12 protein-coding genes are annotated in these 16,239 nt (G+C 59.4%); 4 read left to right on the forward strand and 8 right to left on the reverse strand.

Features of this window, described 5'->3' with window-relative positions; translation table 11 throughout:
- Positions 1-105 precede the first annotated feature (105 nt).
- The gene (gene aspA / locus F6X24_RS14405; protein ID WP_151088686.1) at positions 106-1,530 is read left to right on the forward strand and encodes an aspartate ammonia-lyase; all 1,425 of its coding nucleotides are present in this window, start codon (positions 106-108) and stop codon (positions 1,528-1,530) included.
- Between the two features lie 82 nt (positions 1,531-1,612).
- Here the strand turns inward: aspA and F6X24_RS14410 are convergent, their stop codons facing one another.
- Positions 1,613-2,182, reverse strand: a complete 570-nt coding sequence (locus tag F6X24_RS14410; RefSeq protein ID WP_151088687.1) for a DUF3109 family protein — start codon at positions 2,180-2,182, stop codon at positions 1,613-1,615.
- 149 nt (positions 2,183-2,331) lie between these two features.
- Between F6X24_RS14410 and F6X24_RS14415 the strand changes: the two genes are divergently transcribed.
- The 3 genes from F6X24_RS14415 (at position 2,332) to murA (ending at position 6,813) form a co-directional block, all read left to right on the forward strand.
- Positions 2,332-4,578, forward strand: a complete 2,247-nt coding sequence (locus F6X24_RS14415) for an ATP-dependent helicase (protein WP_151088688.1) — start codon at positions 2,332-2,334, stop codon at positions 4,576-4,578.
- 84 nt (positions 4,579-4,662) lie between these two features.
- A complete protein-coding gene (locus F6X24_RS14420; protein WP_151088689.1) occupies positions 4,663-5,424 on the forward strand; it encodes a DUF4290 domain-containing protein in 762 nt (253 codons plus the stop codon).
- Positions 5,425-5,505: 81 nt separating this feature from the next.
- Complete coding sequence (gene murA, locus F6X24_RS14425) at positions 5,506-6,813, forward strand: UDP-N-acetylglucosamine 1-carboxyvinyltransferase (protein WP_151088690.1); 1,308 nt, start codon at positions 5,506-5,508, stop codon at positions 6,811-6,813.
- 136 nt (positions 6,814-6,949) lie between these two features.
- Here the strand turns inward: murA and F6X24_RS14430 are convergent, their stop codons facing one another.
- From F6X24_RS14430 to F6X24_RS14460, 7 genes are all read right to left on the reverse strand, one after another.
- Complete coding sequence (locus F6X24_RS14430) at positions 6,950-7,288, reverse strand: phage holin family protein (protein WP_151088691.1); 339 nt, start codon at positions 7,286-7,288, stop codon at positions 6,950-6,952.
- 40 nt (positions 7,289-7,328) lie between these two features.
- Positions 7,329-8,423, reverse strand: a complete 1,095-nt coding sequence (locus tag F6X24_RS14435) for an agmatinase family protein (RefSeq protein ID WP_229725118.1) — start codon at positions 8,421-8,423, stop codon at positions 7,329-7,331.
- Positions 8,424-8,537: 114 nt separating this feature from the next.
- Positions 8,538-9,164 carry a chemotaxis protein CheC gene (locus F6X24_RS14440; RefSeq protein ID WP_151088692.1) on the reverse strand — a complete coding sequence of 209 codons (627 nt, stop codon included), beginning with the start codon at positions 9,162-9,164 and terminating at the stop codon, positions 8,538-8,540.
- A gap of 84 nt (positions 9,165-9,248) precedes the next feature.
- Positions 9,249-10,904: a chemotaxis protein CheA gene (locus F6X24_RS14445; protein ID WP_151088693.1), complete on the reverse strand. Its 1,656-nt coding sequence runs from the start codon at positions 10,902-10,904 to the stop codon at positions 9,249-9,251.
- Positions 10,905-11,081: 177 nt separating this feature from the next.
- A complete protein-coding gene (locus tag F6X24_RS14450; RefSeq protein ID WP_151088694.1) occupies positions 11,082-11,462 on the reverse strand; it encodes a response regulator in 381 nt (126 codons plus the stop codon).
- A 75-nt stretch (positions 11,463-11,537) separates the two neighbouring features.
- The gene (locus tag F6X24_RS14455; protein ID WP_151088695.1) at positions 11,538-12,143 is read right to left on the reverse strand and encodes a chemotaxis protein CheW; all 606 of its coding nucleotides are present in this window, start codon (positions 12,141-12,143) and stop codon (positions 11,538-11,540) included.
- 76 nt (positions 12,144-12,219) lie between these two features.
- A complete protein-coding gene (locus tag F6X24_RS14460) occupies positions 12,220-16,029 on the reverse strand; it encodes a HAMP domain-containing protein (RefSeq protein WP_229725119.1) in 3,810 nt (1,269 codons plus the stop codon).
- Positions 16,030-16,239: the final 210 nt, after the last annotated feature.

Below are 16,239 nucleotides of genomic sequence, written 5' to 3' on the forward strand. Positions count from 1 at the left end.
AACTGCCCCCTGCCCCCGCCATTTCGGCCGGCAGGGGCAGTTTACGTTATAGTTCAACTTACTTTGCGGCGGCTTCCCACCCACTCACCTCCCCTGCTTCTCTCCATGATTGTTACTACCCCCACGCAAGCTACCCGCCTCGAACACGATTTTCTGGGCGAAATGGCTATTCCGGATAATGTTTACTACGGCATCCAAACCTTAAGAGCATTAGAAAACTTCTATATTACCGGAATACCCATACGCACCGAGCCGCTGTTTGTGCAGGCGCTGGCATTTGTCAAGAAAGGGGCGGCGCTGGCCAACAAGGAGCTGGGCGTGCTCGACCCCACCATTGCCGACTTCATTGCCCGGGCCTGCGACCGCGTGGCCGGCGGCGAGTTCGACAATCAGTTTCTGACCGACATGATTCAGGGCGGGGCCGGCACCTCCGTTAACATGAACGCCAATGAGGTAATTGCCAACGTGGCCCTCGAAATGATGGGTCACCAGAAGGGCGACTACCAGTACTGCCACCCCAACAACCACGTCAACTGCTCGCAAAGCACCAACGACGCCTACCCCACGGCTTTCCGCATTGCGCTCAACAACAAGCTCGCCGGCTACCGCGACACGCTGGCCGAGCTGGCCGATGCTTTTTTTGCAAAGGGCCAGGAGTTTCACAACGTGCTCAAAATGGGCCGCACCCAGCTCCAGGATGCCGTGCCGATGAGCATGGGCGATGAGTTTAACGCCTTCGCCACCAACCTGCGCGAGGAGCTGCTGCGCATCGACGACTCGCGCCGGCTCATCTCCGAAATTAACATGGGTGCCACGGCCATCGGCACGGCCGTGAACACGCCGCCCGGCTACGCGGGCCTTGTAACCCAGCACCTGCGTACTATTACCGGCCTCGACCTGAGCCTGGCCGGCGACCTCATCGAAGCTACCTACGATACCGGGGCCTACGTGCAGCTCTCGGGCGTGCTCAAGCGCACCGCCGTGAAGCTGAGCAAGATATGCAACGACCTGCGCCTGCTGGCTTCGGGCCCGCGCGCCGGCTTGTTTGAAATCAACCTGCCGCCCCTGCAGCCCGGCTCCAGCATCATGCCCGGCAAGGTAAACCCCGTAGTGCCCGAGGTGGTAAACCAGACGGCCTTCTACGTTATCGGGGCCGACCTCACCGTGACCATGGCTGCCGAGGCGGGCCAGCTGCAGCTCAATGTGATGGAGCCGGTTATCTCGTTCGCGCTGTTTACCAGCATCTCCTACATGACCAACGCCTGCCGCACGCTGCGCGAAAAATGCGTGCTCGGCATCACCGCCAACGCGGCCCACGCCGCCAGTATGGTGTACAACAGCATCGGCATTGTAACGCAGCTCAACCCCGTGCTCGGCTACGAAACCAGCGCCAGCATCGCCAAAGAAGCCCTGGCCACCGGCAAGTCGGTCCACGACATCGCCGTAACCGAGCGCGCATTGCTGACCCAGGAGAAGTGGGACGAGATTTTCACGTTTGAGAACCTTATCCGCCCGGTGTTTATGAAGTAACAGTAGCGTGGACTCCGTGAGTCCGCGCGTGGAAACGTTGCCCAACGACGCCACGCACGGACTCGCGGCGTCCGCGCTACTGTTACGCCGTCGGATTTTCAATCTCCCGCGCCAGCTCGGCGTACCAGGCCGCGCCGTACTTGCGCTCCAGCGGCTCCTGCAAAAACTTATAGACCGGCACCCCCAGCTTGGCCCCAAACGAGCAGGCCGGCGAGCAAATGTCCCAGCGGTCGTAGTTGAGCGCCTCGAAGCCCTCGTACTTCGTGATGCGAATCGGGTACAGGTGGCAGCTGATGGGCTTCTTAAACGTGGTAGCGCCCGCCAGATACGCCTGCTCGATGCCGCACTTCAGAATGCCGCGCTCGTCGTAGAGGGCGTAGGCGCACTCGCGGTCGTTGATAGTGGTGGTGCTATAATCGCCCTCCCAGTCTTCAATATAAAGCCCCTGAGCGGCAATGGCCTGCTTGCCGGCCTCAGTCAGAAAAGGCTCAATCTTCGGGTATTCGCTCTTGAGAATCTCCAGCTCGGCCAGCTCCAGCGGCGCGCCCAGGTCGCCCTCCACGCAGCAGGCGCCCTGGCAGGCCTCGAGGTTGCAGACAAAGAAATTCTCCGCTACGTCGTCGGAAATAACGGTATTTTGGATAACAATCATAACGCAAAGCGAATTTATCGACAATAGAAAGCCGTTAGTAAAGCGCCAGCGGGTAGCCGCGCTGCCTAAAATTGGTAGCACAAAGATACCGCCCTCCCACCCTGCCAACTTATCTTTGTCAGCTAGCCGCCCTCCGGCGGACTTTTCGTATGGCTTTAGATTATCACGCTCTTTTAAATCCCTCGCAGGCCGCTGCCGTGCTCCAGACGGAAGGCCCCTGCATGATTATCGCCGGCGCCGGCTCGGGCAAAACGCGGGTGCTTACCTACCGCATCGCCCACCTGCTCGAGCAGGGCGTCGACCCGTTCAATATTCTGGCCCTCACCTTTACCAACAAGGCCGCCAAGGAAATGCGCGCCCGCATTGAGAAAGTGGTGGGCCCGCAGGCCAAAAACCTCTGGATGGGTACCTTTCACTCGGTTTTTGCCAAGATTCTGCGCTCCGAGGCCGACCGTATCGGCTACCCGCGCTCGTTTACCATCTACGACACCCAGGACAGCAAGACGCTCATCGGGCAGATTGTGAAGGAGTTGGAGCTCGACGATAAGCTCTATAAAGCCAGCACCGTGCTGGGCCGCATCTCGGCCGCCAAAAACAAGCTCGTGTCGGTGCAGCAGTATCTCAACGACCCGGTTATCAAGCAGGACGATGAGGCGGCGCTGCGACCCAAAATCGGGGTGCTCTACCAGCAGTACCAGCAGCGCTGCTTCAAGGCCGGCGCCATGGATTTCGACGACCTGCTGTTCCAGACCAACGTGCTCTTCCGCGACCACGCCGATATCCTGAATAAATACCAGAATAAATTCCGGTTTGTGATGGTAGACGAGTACCAGGACACGAATTACTCGCAGTATTTAATTACCCGCAAGCTGGCAGCTAAAGAGCGGAATATCTGCGTAGTAGGCGACGACGCGCAGAGTATCTACGCCTTCCGGGGTGCCGATATTACCAATATTCTCAATTTCGAAAAAGACTATCCCGAACTGAACGTATTCAAGCTGGAGCAGAATTATCGCTCCACCAAAAATATCGTGTGGGCTGCCAATTCGGTTATTAAAAACAACCAGGCGCAGCTGCGCAAGAGCGTCTTTTCGGAAAACGAGGACGGCAATTTAATTGAGGTAATTAAAGCCGCCTCCGACAACGAGGAAGGCAAATTAATTGCCCAGTCGATTTACGAGGACAAGATGAACCAGCATCTTTCCTACGATAATTTCGCCATCCTCTACCGCACCAACGCCCAGAGCCGGGCAATGGAGGAAGCATTAAGAAAGCTGAATATTCGCTACAAAATCGTTGGCGGCCTGAGCTTTTATCAGCGTAAGGAAATCAAGGACTTAGTGGCTTACCTGCGCCTCACAGTAAACCCCAACGATGAGCAGGCACTGCGCCGGGTCATTAATTATCCGAAGCGTGGCATCGGCGATACCACCATCAGCAAATTAATTAACGCGGCCGAAGAAGCCAACCATACCATTTGGGAAGTGGTGAGCAATGCCGACCAGTTTTTGCCGGCGCGGGTATCGAACCCGGTGGTAGGCTTCGCCGAAAAAATAAAAAGCTACACCGCCGTAGCGGCCAAGGAAGATGCGTTCGAGGCAGCCAAATTCATTGCCAAAAACTCGGGCATGATTGAAGAATTGTACGCCGACAAGAGCATCGAGGGCTTGTCGCGCTACGAGAACATTCAGGAGCTGCTCAACGGCATTAAGGAATACGTCGACGACCACGAGCGCGAGGATAAGTCGCTGGGCGCCTTTTTACAGGACATTGCCCTCGTCACCGACTCCGACCTGAAAGATGCCGCGCAGGAAGGCGAAGCCGTGACGATGATGACCATTCACTCGGCTAAGGGCCTGGAATTCCGCAATGTATACATCGTGGGCATGGAGGAAAATCTTTTTCCGAGCCAGATGATGATTACCTCGCGGGCCGACCTGGAGGAAGAGCGCCGGCTATTTTACGTCGCCATTACGCGGGCCGAAAAGAAGTTGACGCTCAGCTATGCTACCTCGCGCTACCAGTGGGGCAACCTGCGCTCGTGCGAGAAGTCGCGCTTCCTCGATGAGATTGACCCGCAGTACCTCAACGTGAAATTTGCGGCCGGCCCGGCGGTGGGTGAGTCGCCCTTTCAGCACGTATTTGAGCGGCGCTCCAACCTTGTGGCGGCCCCCGTCCGTAAGACGGTGCCCACCAAGTACGTAGCGCCGGCCGACTTCCAACCCTCCGACACGAGTAACTTGCAGGCCGGGCAGCGCGTGGAGCACGCTAAATTCGGCTTCGGCAAGGTCGCCACCCTCGAAAAGCAGAACGGCACCGTGAAGGCGATTATTCTGTTTGAAGAAGTAGGCGAAAAAACCCTGCTCCTGAGCTTTGCCAAGCTGCGGGTGCTGTAGCGCGGAGTTTCGCAGCGTTGGCAGCGTTTCGCAAAGTCTGCCGTTAAAACTTTGCGAAACTCCGCGCTAAATTAGTATAAATCAATGCAAGAAATTCCCACTACCCTGCCCTTCCACCTGCAACTGCTGGTGCGCGAATACGGGCAAAGCACTTACCAGCTCATTCAGGGTCTGGCCCAGATTGAGGACGTAGCCGAGCGCACGCGCCGCGCCGCGGGCATTGTGCAGCTGATGCTGCGCCTGCGCCCCAGCCTGCGCGACCAGCCCGACATTCAGAACCGTCTCTGGAACCACCTGCACGCGCTGGCCGGCACCGACGTGGCCCTCGATGCGCCCGTGCCGCTGACCCCGCCCAAGCTGCACACCGAAAAGCCCCGGCGCGTGGAGTACCCCCGCCAGGCCCCCAAGCTCAAGGCCTACGGTCGCGGCGTGGAAGCGCTGATTGCCAAGGCCCTGACGCTGCCCGATGCTGCCGAGCGCGAGCTGGCCGCCGCCCAGATTGGGCGCACCATGAAGTTTCTGTACCGCCAGCACAACAAGGAAAACGCCAAGGACGTGACCATTATCCGGCATCTGAGCGAGCTGTCGGGCGGCGAGCTGAAGCTCGATGCCCAGGTAGTGGCCGACCAGGGCCTGTTTGAGCTGGCGGCCCTGCCGGCTGCGGCAACGCCCACCGCACCGGCCCGCGCCAGTGGGCAGCCGCGCTTTGAAGGCAGCCGCGACCGCGACAACCGGGAGCGCCGCCCCGACCGGCCCGAAGGCGGCAACGGCTTCGGCAACGGTAAAAAGCGCGATAAAAAGCGGGGCAAGAAATTTCGCTCCGAACCCCAGCAGCCGCCGCAGTAGCTTTGCAGCTTCATTGGCCGGCACCGCCCAGGTGCCCGGTCAATTTCTCACTGCTCATTGTTAACTGTTAATTGAAAGAGAATGGCTGCTTTTGAAGTACGCGGCGGACGGAAGCTGCACGGGGAAATTATACCCCAAGGGGCTAAGAATGAAGCGCTCCAGATTCTGTGCGCAGTGCTGCTCAGCCCGGAGCCTGTCACCATCAGCAACGTACCTAATATTCGGGACGTGAATAAGCTCATCGAGCTGCTGCGCGACCTGGGCGTGAAAGTGGGCCAGCTGGCGCCGGACACGTATATATTTCAGGCCGAGGACGTGCGCCTCGACTACCTCGATACGCCCGAGTTTGTGGCCCAGGCCCGCGAGCTGCGCGGCTCGGTGATGATACTTGGCCCGCTGCTGGCCCGCTACGGCCGCGCCCAGCTACCCAAGCCAGGCGGCGACAAGATTGGCCGCCGGCCGCTTGATACGCACTTTATCGGCCTTGAGAAGCTGGGAGCCCAGCTCACCCTGGAAGGCACCGACTTCTACCGCCTGCATGTGCCCAAGGGCAAGCTGCATGGCGCCTCCATGCTGCTCGACGAAGCCAGCGTAACCGGCACCGCCAACATTCTGATGGCGGCCGTGCTGGCCGAGGGCACCACCTCCATCTACAACGCGGCCTGCGAGCCGTATTTGCAGCAGCTCTGCCGCATGCTGGTGCGCATGGGCGCTAAGATTCAGGGAATTGGCTCCAACCTGCTCACCATTGAAGGGGTGGCAAATCTTGGTGGTACCGACCACCGGATGCTGCCCGACATGATTGAGATTGGCTCCTTTATCGGCCTGGCCGCCATGACGGGCTCCGAAATTACCATCAAGGGTTGTCAGATTCCCGAGCTGGGCATCATCCCCGACACCTTCCGCAAGTTGGGTATTGAGCTGGAGTTTCGCGGCGACGATATCTATATTCCGGCCCAGGAGCATTATCAGATTGGCACCTACCTCGACGGCTCCATCCTGACCGTTTCGGACCATACCTGGCCGGGCTTTACCCCCGACTTGCTGAGCATTATTCTGGTTGTGGCCACCCAGGCGCGGGGCACGGTGCTTATTCACCAGAAAATGTTCGAGTCGCGCCTGTTTTTTGTAGACAAGCTCATTGATATGGGCGCGCAGATTATCCTTTGCGACCCGCACCGCGCTACTGTCATCGGCCTCGACCGTCATAAGATGCTGAATGGCATTACCATGACCTCACCCGACATCCGGGCCGGTGTGGCCCTGCTCATCGCGGCGCTGAGTGCCGAGGGCACCAGCAAAATCCTCAACGTGGAGCAGATTGACCGGGGCTACCAGAACATCGACGAGCGCCTGAATGCGCTGGGCGCCGATATCCGGCGCGTATAGCAAACGAGCCCAATGCCCAAAAGCCCGGCCGCTTCTCGAAGCGGCCGGGCTTTTTGATGAATACCTTATTGCCCAGGCTCGTTGCCCGTTGCCAGCCAACACCCAACGGGTTCCTCCGGCGCGCAGCGGCTGGCACCTAGTCCACCACCATGTCTACCACGGTTGTGACCAGCGACAGCGCCAGACTAAAAATCAAGGTGCTTACGAAGCCGGTTACGGCAAAGCTGGTCATTAGAAAGTCCGCCAGCTTAACGATTATCACGTTGATAATCAGCAGAAACAGCCCTAAAGTCAGGACCGTAATCGGAAAGCCGATAATCTTGAGCACCGGCTTCACGGTGGCGTTGAGCAGCCCCATGACGATAACCAACAGCGCGGCGCTGCTTACGCCGTCGAGCCGCACGTTTGGCAATACCTTAGCCAGGCCATACGTAAGCAGGGCCGAAAGCATAAACTTGATAAGAAGCTTGCCCATAGCGCGAAACAGTGCAAAAGGGTGGGAAATGAAGGAAAAGCTAGTCGGTCGACGACTCCACGCCCTTAGCCGCCAGGCGGCCCTGCGACACGGCCATCCAGTTGCAGAGCTGATATAGCAGGCGGGCACCCACGATGCCATTCCACTCGGTATCGCCGGGCGCTACCTCGTTGAGGTCGAGGCCAATAATAGTGCGGCCGGAGCGCACTATCTGGCGTAGCAGGTAAGTTGCCTCCTCGTACTCCAGCCCGCCGGGAACGGGCGTACCGGTACCGGGGCAGAGCTTGGGGTCGAGACCATCTATATCAAAGCTAATATATACTTTCTGGGGCAGCTGAGCAATTATCTTACCGCACACTTTCTTCCAGGATTTCTTGGCGAACTTCTCTTCGCTCATAAACCGCTGCCCGAACAGTGCCACGCGGCCCACCGAATGCTCAACCAGGTCGGCCTCCTGCTGGCACATGTCACGGATGCCCACCTGCACCAGCTTCTTCACCTGCGGCAGTTCCAGGGCATTATACATGATGCTGGCGTGCGAATACTGAAAGCCCTCGTAGGCGGGGCGCAGGTCGCAGTGCGCGTCTATCTGCAAGATGCCAAACTCACTGTGGCGCTCGGCCAGCGCGTGCAGGTAGCCCAGCGGCGTGCTGTGGTCGCCGCCGAGCACGGCTACGGCCTTGCCGGCATCCAGCAGGGCACCGGTCTTGGCTTTGAGCCACTGCAGTAGCTTCTGGCCTTCGGCAGTCATTCGGGCCGGTACCGGCCCATGCTTGGCGGCCCCGGCGGCGGGCTGGCCGGCTTCAAGCCAGCCAATGTAGCCGGCTGCCACGGGGCGCAGCTCCCGGCTGGCTTGGGCAATCGCCTCGTCTTCCTCCTCCATTGCCAGCCCAAGCTTCCAGGCTTCCGGCAATTCGGGGTCGTAGAGGTCAACTTGCAAAGAGGCTTCGCGAATGGCCGCCGGGCCCTGCGCCGTGCCGGCACGGTAGCTTACCGTTACCTCCCAGGGCACGGGCACCACCACAACCTGGGCTTCTTCGGGGGTAAAAGGCAGGCCAAATAAACCACCGGCGGCGTCGCCGAGGGCATTTGGGTCAAAATTGGCAATCTTTTGCGCGAGCGAAATTTGGGACACAGCTAAAAAAGAACACCAAGCGACTGGCGCTTGGTGGGGTTAAGAAATATGACGTTACGGCCGTAGCAAGCAAGAAAATGGCTGTCGAATTAATATATTAAATAATGCATATTACTACGTTGCCGACTGTGCTTTCCCCAGAAAATCATACGTCCGGATGATTTCGAGGATTTTCTCAAACGTAGCCCGGTCAAAAAACAGCATCAGCGGTAGCTCAACCGAATTTTCCTTGTCGGAAAACTGCGTAATTACGGAGAAGATAAGCGGCTGCAGGGCCGACGGGTCGGGCAGCAGGTTTTGGAGCGCTTCGGCCAGGTCGCCGGTAGGCGCCATCGGCGGCGCGCCGTAAATATTGGCTTTCAGAATGTTCGCCAGCTGAGTTACCAGGGCGCCGGTAATAATATTGCTTATCTCGAGCAGCAGCGACTCCTGCAGCTCGTTGAGCTGCAGCGAGTCAGACACCTGCATGCGGAGGCACACCCGCGAAAGGCGCTGCACGTGCTGCCCGGAAAAGAACATGAACGTCGAGCCGTTAAAATCGCCCCGAATATCGCTCTGGATAGCCACGTAGCGGGCCTGGTAATCGCGCACCCGGTCAATAATCTCGCTGCTGGGCAGCAAGTCCAGGTTGGGAACCTCCAGCATCACGCGCTCCTGTGCAATCACGGCAAAGCTGTCGGCCGCCCGGGCCAGACCGATGTTGAGGATTTCGCGGATAATATCGCGCTCTAACTCATTCATTGATAAATTCATAACAGCTAAGTGCGTGGCGACAGCAGCGGGAGACAGCAGGGTAATACGAAAAACAGGGGGAGGTAGCCAACATCAAGGACGTTTGGCCAGAAACAGACGAGTAAGGGCCGGCACGTCCAGCACCAGGCACAGCTGCCCATTGCCCAGTAGCGTGACGCCCCCGAAGAGGTCAATGGTATCGAGGGGCTTGCTCAACGACTTGACCACAATATTCTGCTGACGCAGAAAGCGGTCGATAAGCAGGCCCAGCCGACGGTTGTTGTAGCTGACTATCAGCACCTGGTGCAAGCCGCCGTCTGTGGGCAGGTCGGCGCGGGTAGCGCGGGGCAGCTGCTCATCGCCCTCGGCATATAAGAGCTGCCGCAGGGGCACGATGGGCACATTTTCGTCCTGCACGCGGGTCATAAGCAACCCACCGACGGCAAAAATCTGGTCATTAGCCAGGGCCAGTACCGTATCGGTGTGCAGGAGCGGCACGGCATAGGCCCGCTCTTCCAGCTCTATCAGCAGGGCGCCTTTAACCGCGATAGAGGTTGGCAGCACCAGCGTAAACGTGGTGCCCTTGCCTAATTCAGAATTTACCCGCAGCTGCCCACCCAGCGAGTCGATGGCCAGCTTAACCACGTCGAGGCCTACGCCCCGACCCGAAATATCCGTTATCTGCTCGGCCATCGAGAAGCCGGGCTCAAAGAGCAGCGCCCATACTCCGTGCTCATCGAGCAGCGCCGCCGCCTCAGCCGATACCAGGCCTTTGCGCACGGCTTTGCGGCGCACGGCTTCGGTATCGATGCCCCGGCCGTCATCCTGCACCTGGAGCAGCACGTCGTCGCGCTCGGTCAGGGCCGAGATGCTCAACTGACCAGTTGCTGGCTTGCCAGCCGCCAGCCGCGCGGCCGGCTCCTCCAGGCCGTGGCTTACGGCATTGCGCACAATATGCAGCAGCGCATCAGTAATGAGCTGCAAGACATTGCGGTCAATCTGCACGTCCTGGCCGGCCAGCGTCAATTCTACCTGCTTGTTTTCGGTAGCGGCCACGTCGCGCACTACCCGCGGAAACTTGTTGAGCAGCACCCCCGCGCCTACCAGCCGCACGTCCATCACGGAGTACTGCAAGTCGTCGGAGATGCGAAACAGGTGCCGGGCGGTGGCTTGCAGCGCCGAATGGCCCAGCTCCTCGGCCAGCGTCAGGATGCGGTCGCGGTCGATTACCAGCTCTCCTACCAGGTTCAGCAGGTTGTCAAGCTTCTTAACCGGAATATAGACCAAGTCAGATAATTCCAGCTTGCGGGCCGCGTCCGAATCTACTTCTTCTTCGGTAGGGGCCGCCTGGGTTTCTACCGGCTCTTCGCCCTTTATAAGCAGGTCGAGGTTGTCGAGCAGGCCCTTGGCCTCACCCGAATCCTGACCCGAGCCCACCGCCCGAATCATAGTGCCGAGCACATCTACGGCCCGGAAGGTCAGCGTTACCAAGGCCCCGGTAAAGGCCCGCTCCTGGCTTCGAATCTGGCCAAAGAGGGTTTCCATCTTATGGGCAACCTCGCCCATATCGACAAAACCCATAGCCCGGGCATTTGCCTTGAGGTTATGCATGAGCCGAAAGAGCTCGTTGAGCGCAGCTGTATCCTGCGGGTTGCGCTCCAGCTCACTCAAATGGCGCGACATGGCGTCGTAATACTCCAACGCCTCGGCCATGAACAGCTCACGGTACTCTTGTTCTCGTGATTTCATAACCGACTCCCCGACAAATAGCTACGGCCCACCCGCCCGCGCAACAGCCACCCACAGGCAGCCGCCTTCGGAATACCGAAGCCAGCCAGCGTCTGTAGACGGGCACTATGCGCAAAAAAAGTGAGAGAAAGCAAGAGCTGTAAAACTACCAAGCGTTAGATAAAACCACCGAATAACCTAAGCCAGCGAGCTGTCGCCCTGCAAGGCGGAGCCCACTATCTCAAGCACCCGCTCTTCGGAGAATGGCTTGACGATATAAGCCAGGGCACCATTTTCAATGGCTTCGTTCACAATAGTTTCCTGGCCTACGGCCGAGCACATCACCACTTTGGCATCGGGCTGCTGCTGACGAATACCCTTGAGCACGTCGAGGCCGGTATTATCGGGCAGAATAACATCAAGGGTAATCAGGTCGGGGGTAGTAGCCACTGCCATTTCCAGGGCCTGCTGGCCGTTGGCTGCTTCACCCACTACGTCGTAGCCAGCATCGGTGAGCATATTCTTGAGCATCGTCCGCATGTAGAACGAGTCATCGACGATGAGAATCCGCTTATTCATGTATACCTGAAAATCTAGAGAGTGAAGAGGAGAATAGAAGAAAAGCCGAAACGGACTGGGCTCCGGCTGGCTCCTCTACGTCTGTTGGGGCTTAGAGGGTGCATCGTGCGGCGTACGGCTGGCTTTGGCTGGCCGATTAGCCGTTTCGGCCGGCCGGCCGGGCAGGCGCATTATCTCGCTGGGTGATAATAGTTTAGGCATATCAAGCACGATAATGACGCCATTACCGTCGGGAAGCTTTGCAATGCCCTCCAGGTATTTTTCCCGCTGCGCCGTATCCTGCACAAACTCGGGAGCGGGCTCTATCAGGCTCACCGGCACCGTTACCGGGCGCGGCACCTCCCGCACCATCAGGCCCAGGGTATAATCGGGCGCTTCGACGGCCAAGGTATAGGAAAACTCGGGAACCGGCCGCCCGGCGGGCCGGAGCTGAAACCGCTCTTCCAGGTCTACAATGGCGATAATGTCGCCCCGCAAGTTTGCAATACCCTTTATGAAGGGTGGAGTTTTGGGCATCCGCACTACATCCGGGGTGATGGTTACTTCCTTCACCTGCTCGATGCGGATGCCATAGTCCTCATCACCGAGGCGAAAAACGATAAGCTGGACAACGGCCTCGGGAGCAGCCGGAGCGGCCCGGCCCGACGTAGTTGCCGGGCGGGCAGCAGCAGAATCAGCCATGCGCAAAAAATTAAAAGCAAAGAGAAATTAAAAGCTGAGCCCCGCTGCGGAGCAGGCGCTGGCCAGAGGCGGGGCCCTACCTGGATTTGGGTCGATTACGGGGCCGTTCAGCCGCGGGGGCTTCCGGCTTGGCGTCCGGCTTAGCAGTGGCTTCCGGCTTGGGGGTGAGCTTGGGCCGCCGCGACGCATTCTTGCTGGCGCTATTAGTTTGTGCTTTCTGGGCTTCGGCGATGGCGGTTACGCGGCGCGTCCGGCCTGTGGTATTACCACTGTTGCTGCCGTTGGCGGTATGCGCTGGCGGAGCGGCCGGACTTTCGGTAGTGCGGGCGGCTTCGCCAGCACGGCGCGGCGTGGCGCGGCGTACTGCCGGCGAGGTAGCGGCCAATGCTGCTGCCTTCACGGGGGCTGTGCGGCGCAGTACGCGGCGCTGGGGCTCGGGCTCGGGCAGGTAGTCGAAGAGCTGGAAGGTTTCGAGGCCGTCCTGGAGGTCGTCCGCGATATCCGAGAGGCGCTGCGAGGAGCTGGTAAGCTCCTGCATCGACGACGACAGCTGGCGGGCCGTGCCGGCTACCTGCTGCGTGCCGGTGGCCGTTTGCTCGGCAATGGCTACCACTTCTTCCACATACTTCACCACGTCGCCAATCGAGGTCTGCTGCACGGCCGTAGCCGTGAGAATGTCGCGGGAGGTGCGTAGCGTTTCGCCGCTGCTGGTGGCAATATTCTTAAAGGCCGCGCTGGCCTCGAAGGTGGCGTTCTTGCCTTTCAGTACCCGGCTTTCCATCGCGCTGATGGCGCTGGCGGCGCTGGTCGTATCCTTCTTCACGTCTTCTACCAGCGTGGCAATCTCGTTAGCCGACTTGCGCGAGCCTTCGGCCAGCTTGCGAATCTCTTCGGCTACTACGGCAAAGCCGCGGCCGGCCTCGCCGGCGCGGGCCGCTTCGATGGCGGCGTTCAGGGCCAGCAGGTTGGTTTGCGAGGCAATGTCGGTAATTACGCCCAGCGACTTGCTGATTTCCTGCGAGCGGGTCGAAAGTACTTCGATGGTGCGGGAGGTCTGGGTAGCGGCGCTGGAAATCTCTTCCATGTTCTTTACCACTTCCGCCACCGTTTTCAGGCCCTGCTGCGAGGTCTGTTCACCCATGATAGCCGACTTGTTTACCACATCGGCCTTGTTGGCCGTTTCCTTGGTGGCCGTCATGATTTCCTCAATCAGCTTAAAGGCCTGGTCGGTTTTCAATGCCTGGTTCTGCGCGCCTTCGGCCATCTGCTGCATGGCCAGGGCTACGTCGACCGTTACCCGGCTCATTTCCTGACCCTTATCCACCATTTCTTCCGAAGAAGTACCTACTACCTGCGCCGAATCGTTGATTTCGCCGAGCAGGGCGTTGAGGTTTTCCACGGCCAGGTTCAGGGCGTTCGACATCGCGGCGATATCGCCCGTAGGCTGAATCTCGACCATCTGCGTCAGGTCGCCTTCCGAGATGGCCCGTACCACGCGGCTTACTTCGAGTACCGGCAGGGCGATGCTCTCAATCAGCGCGTTGAGGGTGTCCACCAGTTCTTTCCACGAGCCCGATACGCCGCCTACCGTAGCGCGCTCGGTGAGCTTGCCCTCGGCCCCAGCTACGCGGGCCACCCGGCTTACTTCCGAGGCGAGGCGGTTGAGGTCATCCACCATTCGGTTGATGGTCTGGGCCAGGTCGGCTACTTCGCCGGCCGCTTCCAGCATCAGCTTCTGGGTCAGGTCGCCCTGCGATACGGCCGTTACAATCTTCACAATACCCCGTACCTGCGTAGTAAGGTTGGCGGCCATTGTGTTTACGTTGTCCGTCAGGTCTTTCCACACACCGCTCACGTTCGGTACGTTGGCCTGACCGCCCAGCTGGCCTTCGGTGCCTACTTCCACGGCCACGCGGGTTACCTCGCCGGCGAAGATGTTGAGCGAGTCCACCATCTGGTTGATGTTGTCCTTAAGGTCGAGCAGCTCGCCGCGCACATCTACTGATACTTTCTGCGAGAGGTCGCCGCGGGCCACCGCCGTCGTCACGTTGGCAATGTCGCGCACCTGGCTGGTGAGCGAAGCCGCCATTGTATTTACGTTGTCGGTCAGGTCTTTCCAGGTACCTTTTACGCCGGGCACCACGGCCTGGCCACCCAGCTTGCCGTCGGTACCTACTTCGCGGGCCACCCGGGTTACCTCATCGCCGAATACGTTGAGCGAGTCCACCATCTGGTTGAGGTTTTCCTTCAACTGAAGCAGCTCGCCGCGCACGTTTACCGTGATTTTCTGGCTCAGGTCGCCGCGGGCCACCGCGGTAGCCACGTTGGCAATGTCGCGCACCTGGCTCGTCAGGTTCGAGGCCATCGTGTTTACGTTGTCAGTCAGCTCTTTCCAGGTTCCCGATACGCGGGGCACGTTGGCCTGGCCACCCAGAATACCCTCGGTACCCACTTCGCGGGCCACGCGGGTTACCTCGCCGGCGAAAATGTTGAGCGAGTCCACCATCTGGTTCAGAATGTTTTTCAGGTCGAGAATCTCGCCCTGCACATCCACCGTCATCTTCTGGCTCAGGTCGCCGCGGGCTACCGCGGTAGCCACGTTAGCAATGTCGCGCACCTGACTCGTCAGGTTGGCGGCCATCGTGTTTACGTTGTCAGTCAGCTCTTTCCAGGTGCCCCCAACGCGGGGCACCACGGCCTGCCCGCCCAGCTTGCCTTCGGTACCTACTTCGCGGGCCACGCGGGTTACTTCGTCACCAAAGATGTTGAGCGAGTCAACCATCTGGTTCAGAATATTCTTTAATTCTAATATTTCACCTTTAACGTTTACCGTCATTTTCTGGCTCAGGTCACCGCGGGCAACGGCCGTGGCCACGTTAGCGATGTCGCGCACCTGGCTCGTCAGGTTGGCGGCCATGTTGTTCACGTTGTCGGTGAGGTCCTTCCAGGTGCCCGATACGCCCGGCACACTGGCCTGGCCGCCCAGCTTCCCTTCGGTGCCCACGTCGAGGGCCACGCGGGTTACCTCGCCAGCAAACAGGTTGAGCGAGTCCACCATCTGGTTGAGGTTCTGCTTAAGCTGGAGCAGCTCGCCTTTCAGCTCTACCGTTACCTTCTGGCTGAGGTCGCCGCGGGCTACGGCCGTGGCCACGTTGGCAATGTCGCGCACCTGACTCGTCAGGTTCGAGGCCATCGTGTTTACGTTGTCCGTCAGCTCTTTCCACACGCCACCCACGTTGGGCACCACGGCCTGGCCGCCGAGGCGGCCTTCCGTACCTACTTCCTGCGCCACGCGGCTTACCTCACCGGCAAACACGTTCAGGTTGTCGATGGTGCGGTTAATAGTTTCGGCCATCACCTTGAAGTCGCCCGATACCGGAATCTGGAAGCTCTCGTCCAGGTTGCCCCGGCTGATGTTTTTCAACACCTTGCCCACCTCCAGTACCGGCACGGCGATGGAATCCACCAGGCCATTGATATTGTTTATCATGTCGCGCCAGAAGCCGGCGGCCCCCTCGGCCGAGGCGCGGGCCTTGAGGTTACCCTCAACCCCGGCCACCTTCGAGATGCGCGATACCTCACCGCCTACCCCGCCAATCATCTCCACCATCGAGTTGTAGGCTTCGGCGATTTCGGAGAAGATGTCGTCGTTCTGCTTGGTCAGGCGCACCGACACGTCGCCTTTTTTAAAGGCATCGAGGGCGAAGAGCACCCGGTTGAGCTGCTCGTTGACGTAGTCAGTATCGGTCAGCTCGGAGTTGCGGCCGGCCCCGCGCTTGCGGGTCTGGTCGGTGCGCACTACCGGCATCACGGGTGCATCATCCGGGTTTTCGCCGTTGAGGCCGTAGTCTGGTTCTGAAGCGGGAGCTTTCTTGGCGGAAGCCATGTGGAGGGAAGCAGTGAGGGTGGGGCGAACCAGCGGCTCGCGGGGAGACTCAACAAAAGTAGGGCCGCGAAGCAATCCGACAATACAATCGCGTCGGTAAGGTAGCTTGCCGGCCGCAGTCAGCGCCTACCGTGCATCTTTGTGCCCGTTTTCAACTTTTCGGGCGGGGTGCGCGTTCTCAGCATCCCGGCAAAACCTTACCCCGCTCCT

It is taken from the genome of Hymenobacter baengnokdamensis, from assembly GCF_008728635.1.
Taxonomy (GTDB): Bacteria; Bacteroidota; Bacteroidia; order Cytophagales; family Hymenobacteraceae; genus Hymenobacter; species Hymenobacter baengnokdamensis.

Excerpts from the sequence above, each read along its gene's own strand:
- aspA (WP_151088686.1), top strand. The coding sequence starts at position 106 with ATGATTGTTACTACCCCCACGCAAGCTACCCGCCTCGAACACGATTTT.
- F6X24_RS14410 (WP_151088687.1), bottom strand. The coding sequence starts at position 2,182 with ATGATTGTTATCCAAAATACCGTTATTTCCGACGACGTAGCGGAGAAT.
- F6X24_RS14415 (WP_151088688.1), top strand. The coding sequence starts at position 2,332 with ATGGCTTTAGATTATCACGCTCTTTTAAATCCCTCGCAGGCCGCTGCC.
- F6X24_RS14420 (WP_151088689.1), top strand. The coding sequence starts at position 4,663 with ATGCAAGAAATTCCCACTACCCTGCCCTTCCACCTGCAACTGCTGGTG.
- murA (WP_151088690.1), top strand. The coding sequence starts at position 5,506 with ATGGCTGCTTTTGAAGTACGCGGCGGACGGAAGCTGCACGGGGAAATT.
- F6X24_RS14430 (WP_151088691.1), bottom strand. The coding sequence starts at position 7,288 with ATGGGCAAGCTTCTTATCAAGTTTATGCTTTCGGCCCTGCTTACGTAT.
- F6X24_RS14440 (WP_151088692.1), bottom strand. The coding sequence starts at position 9,164 with ATGAATGAGTTAGAGCGCGATATTATCCGCGAAATCCTCAACATCGGT.
- F6X24_RS14445 (WP_151088693.1), bottom strand. The coding sequence starts at position 10,904 with ATGAAATCACGAGAACAAGAGTACCGTGAGCTGTTCATGGCCGAGGCG.
- F6X24_RS14450 (WP_151088694.1), bottom strand. The coding sequence starts at position 11,462 with ATGAATAAGCGGATTCTCATCGTCGATGACTCGTTCTACATGCGGACG.
- F6X24_RS14455 (WP_151088695.1), bottom strand. The coding sequence starts at position 12,143 with ATGGCTGATTCTGCTGCTGCCCGCCCGGCAACTACGTCGGGCCGGGCC.
- F6X24_RS14460 (WP_229725119.1), bottom strand. The coding sequence starts at position 16,029 with ATGGCTTCCGCCAAGAAAGCTCCCGCTTCAGAACCAGACTACGGCCTC.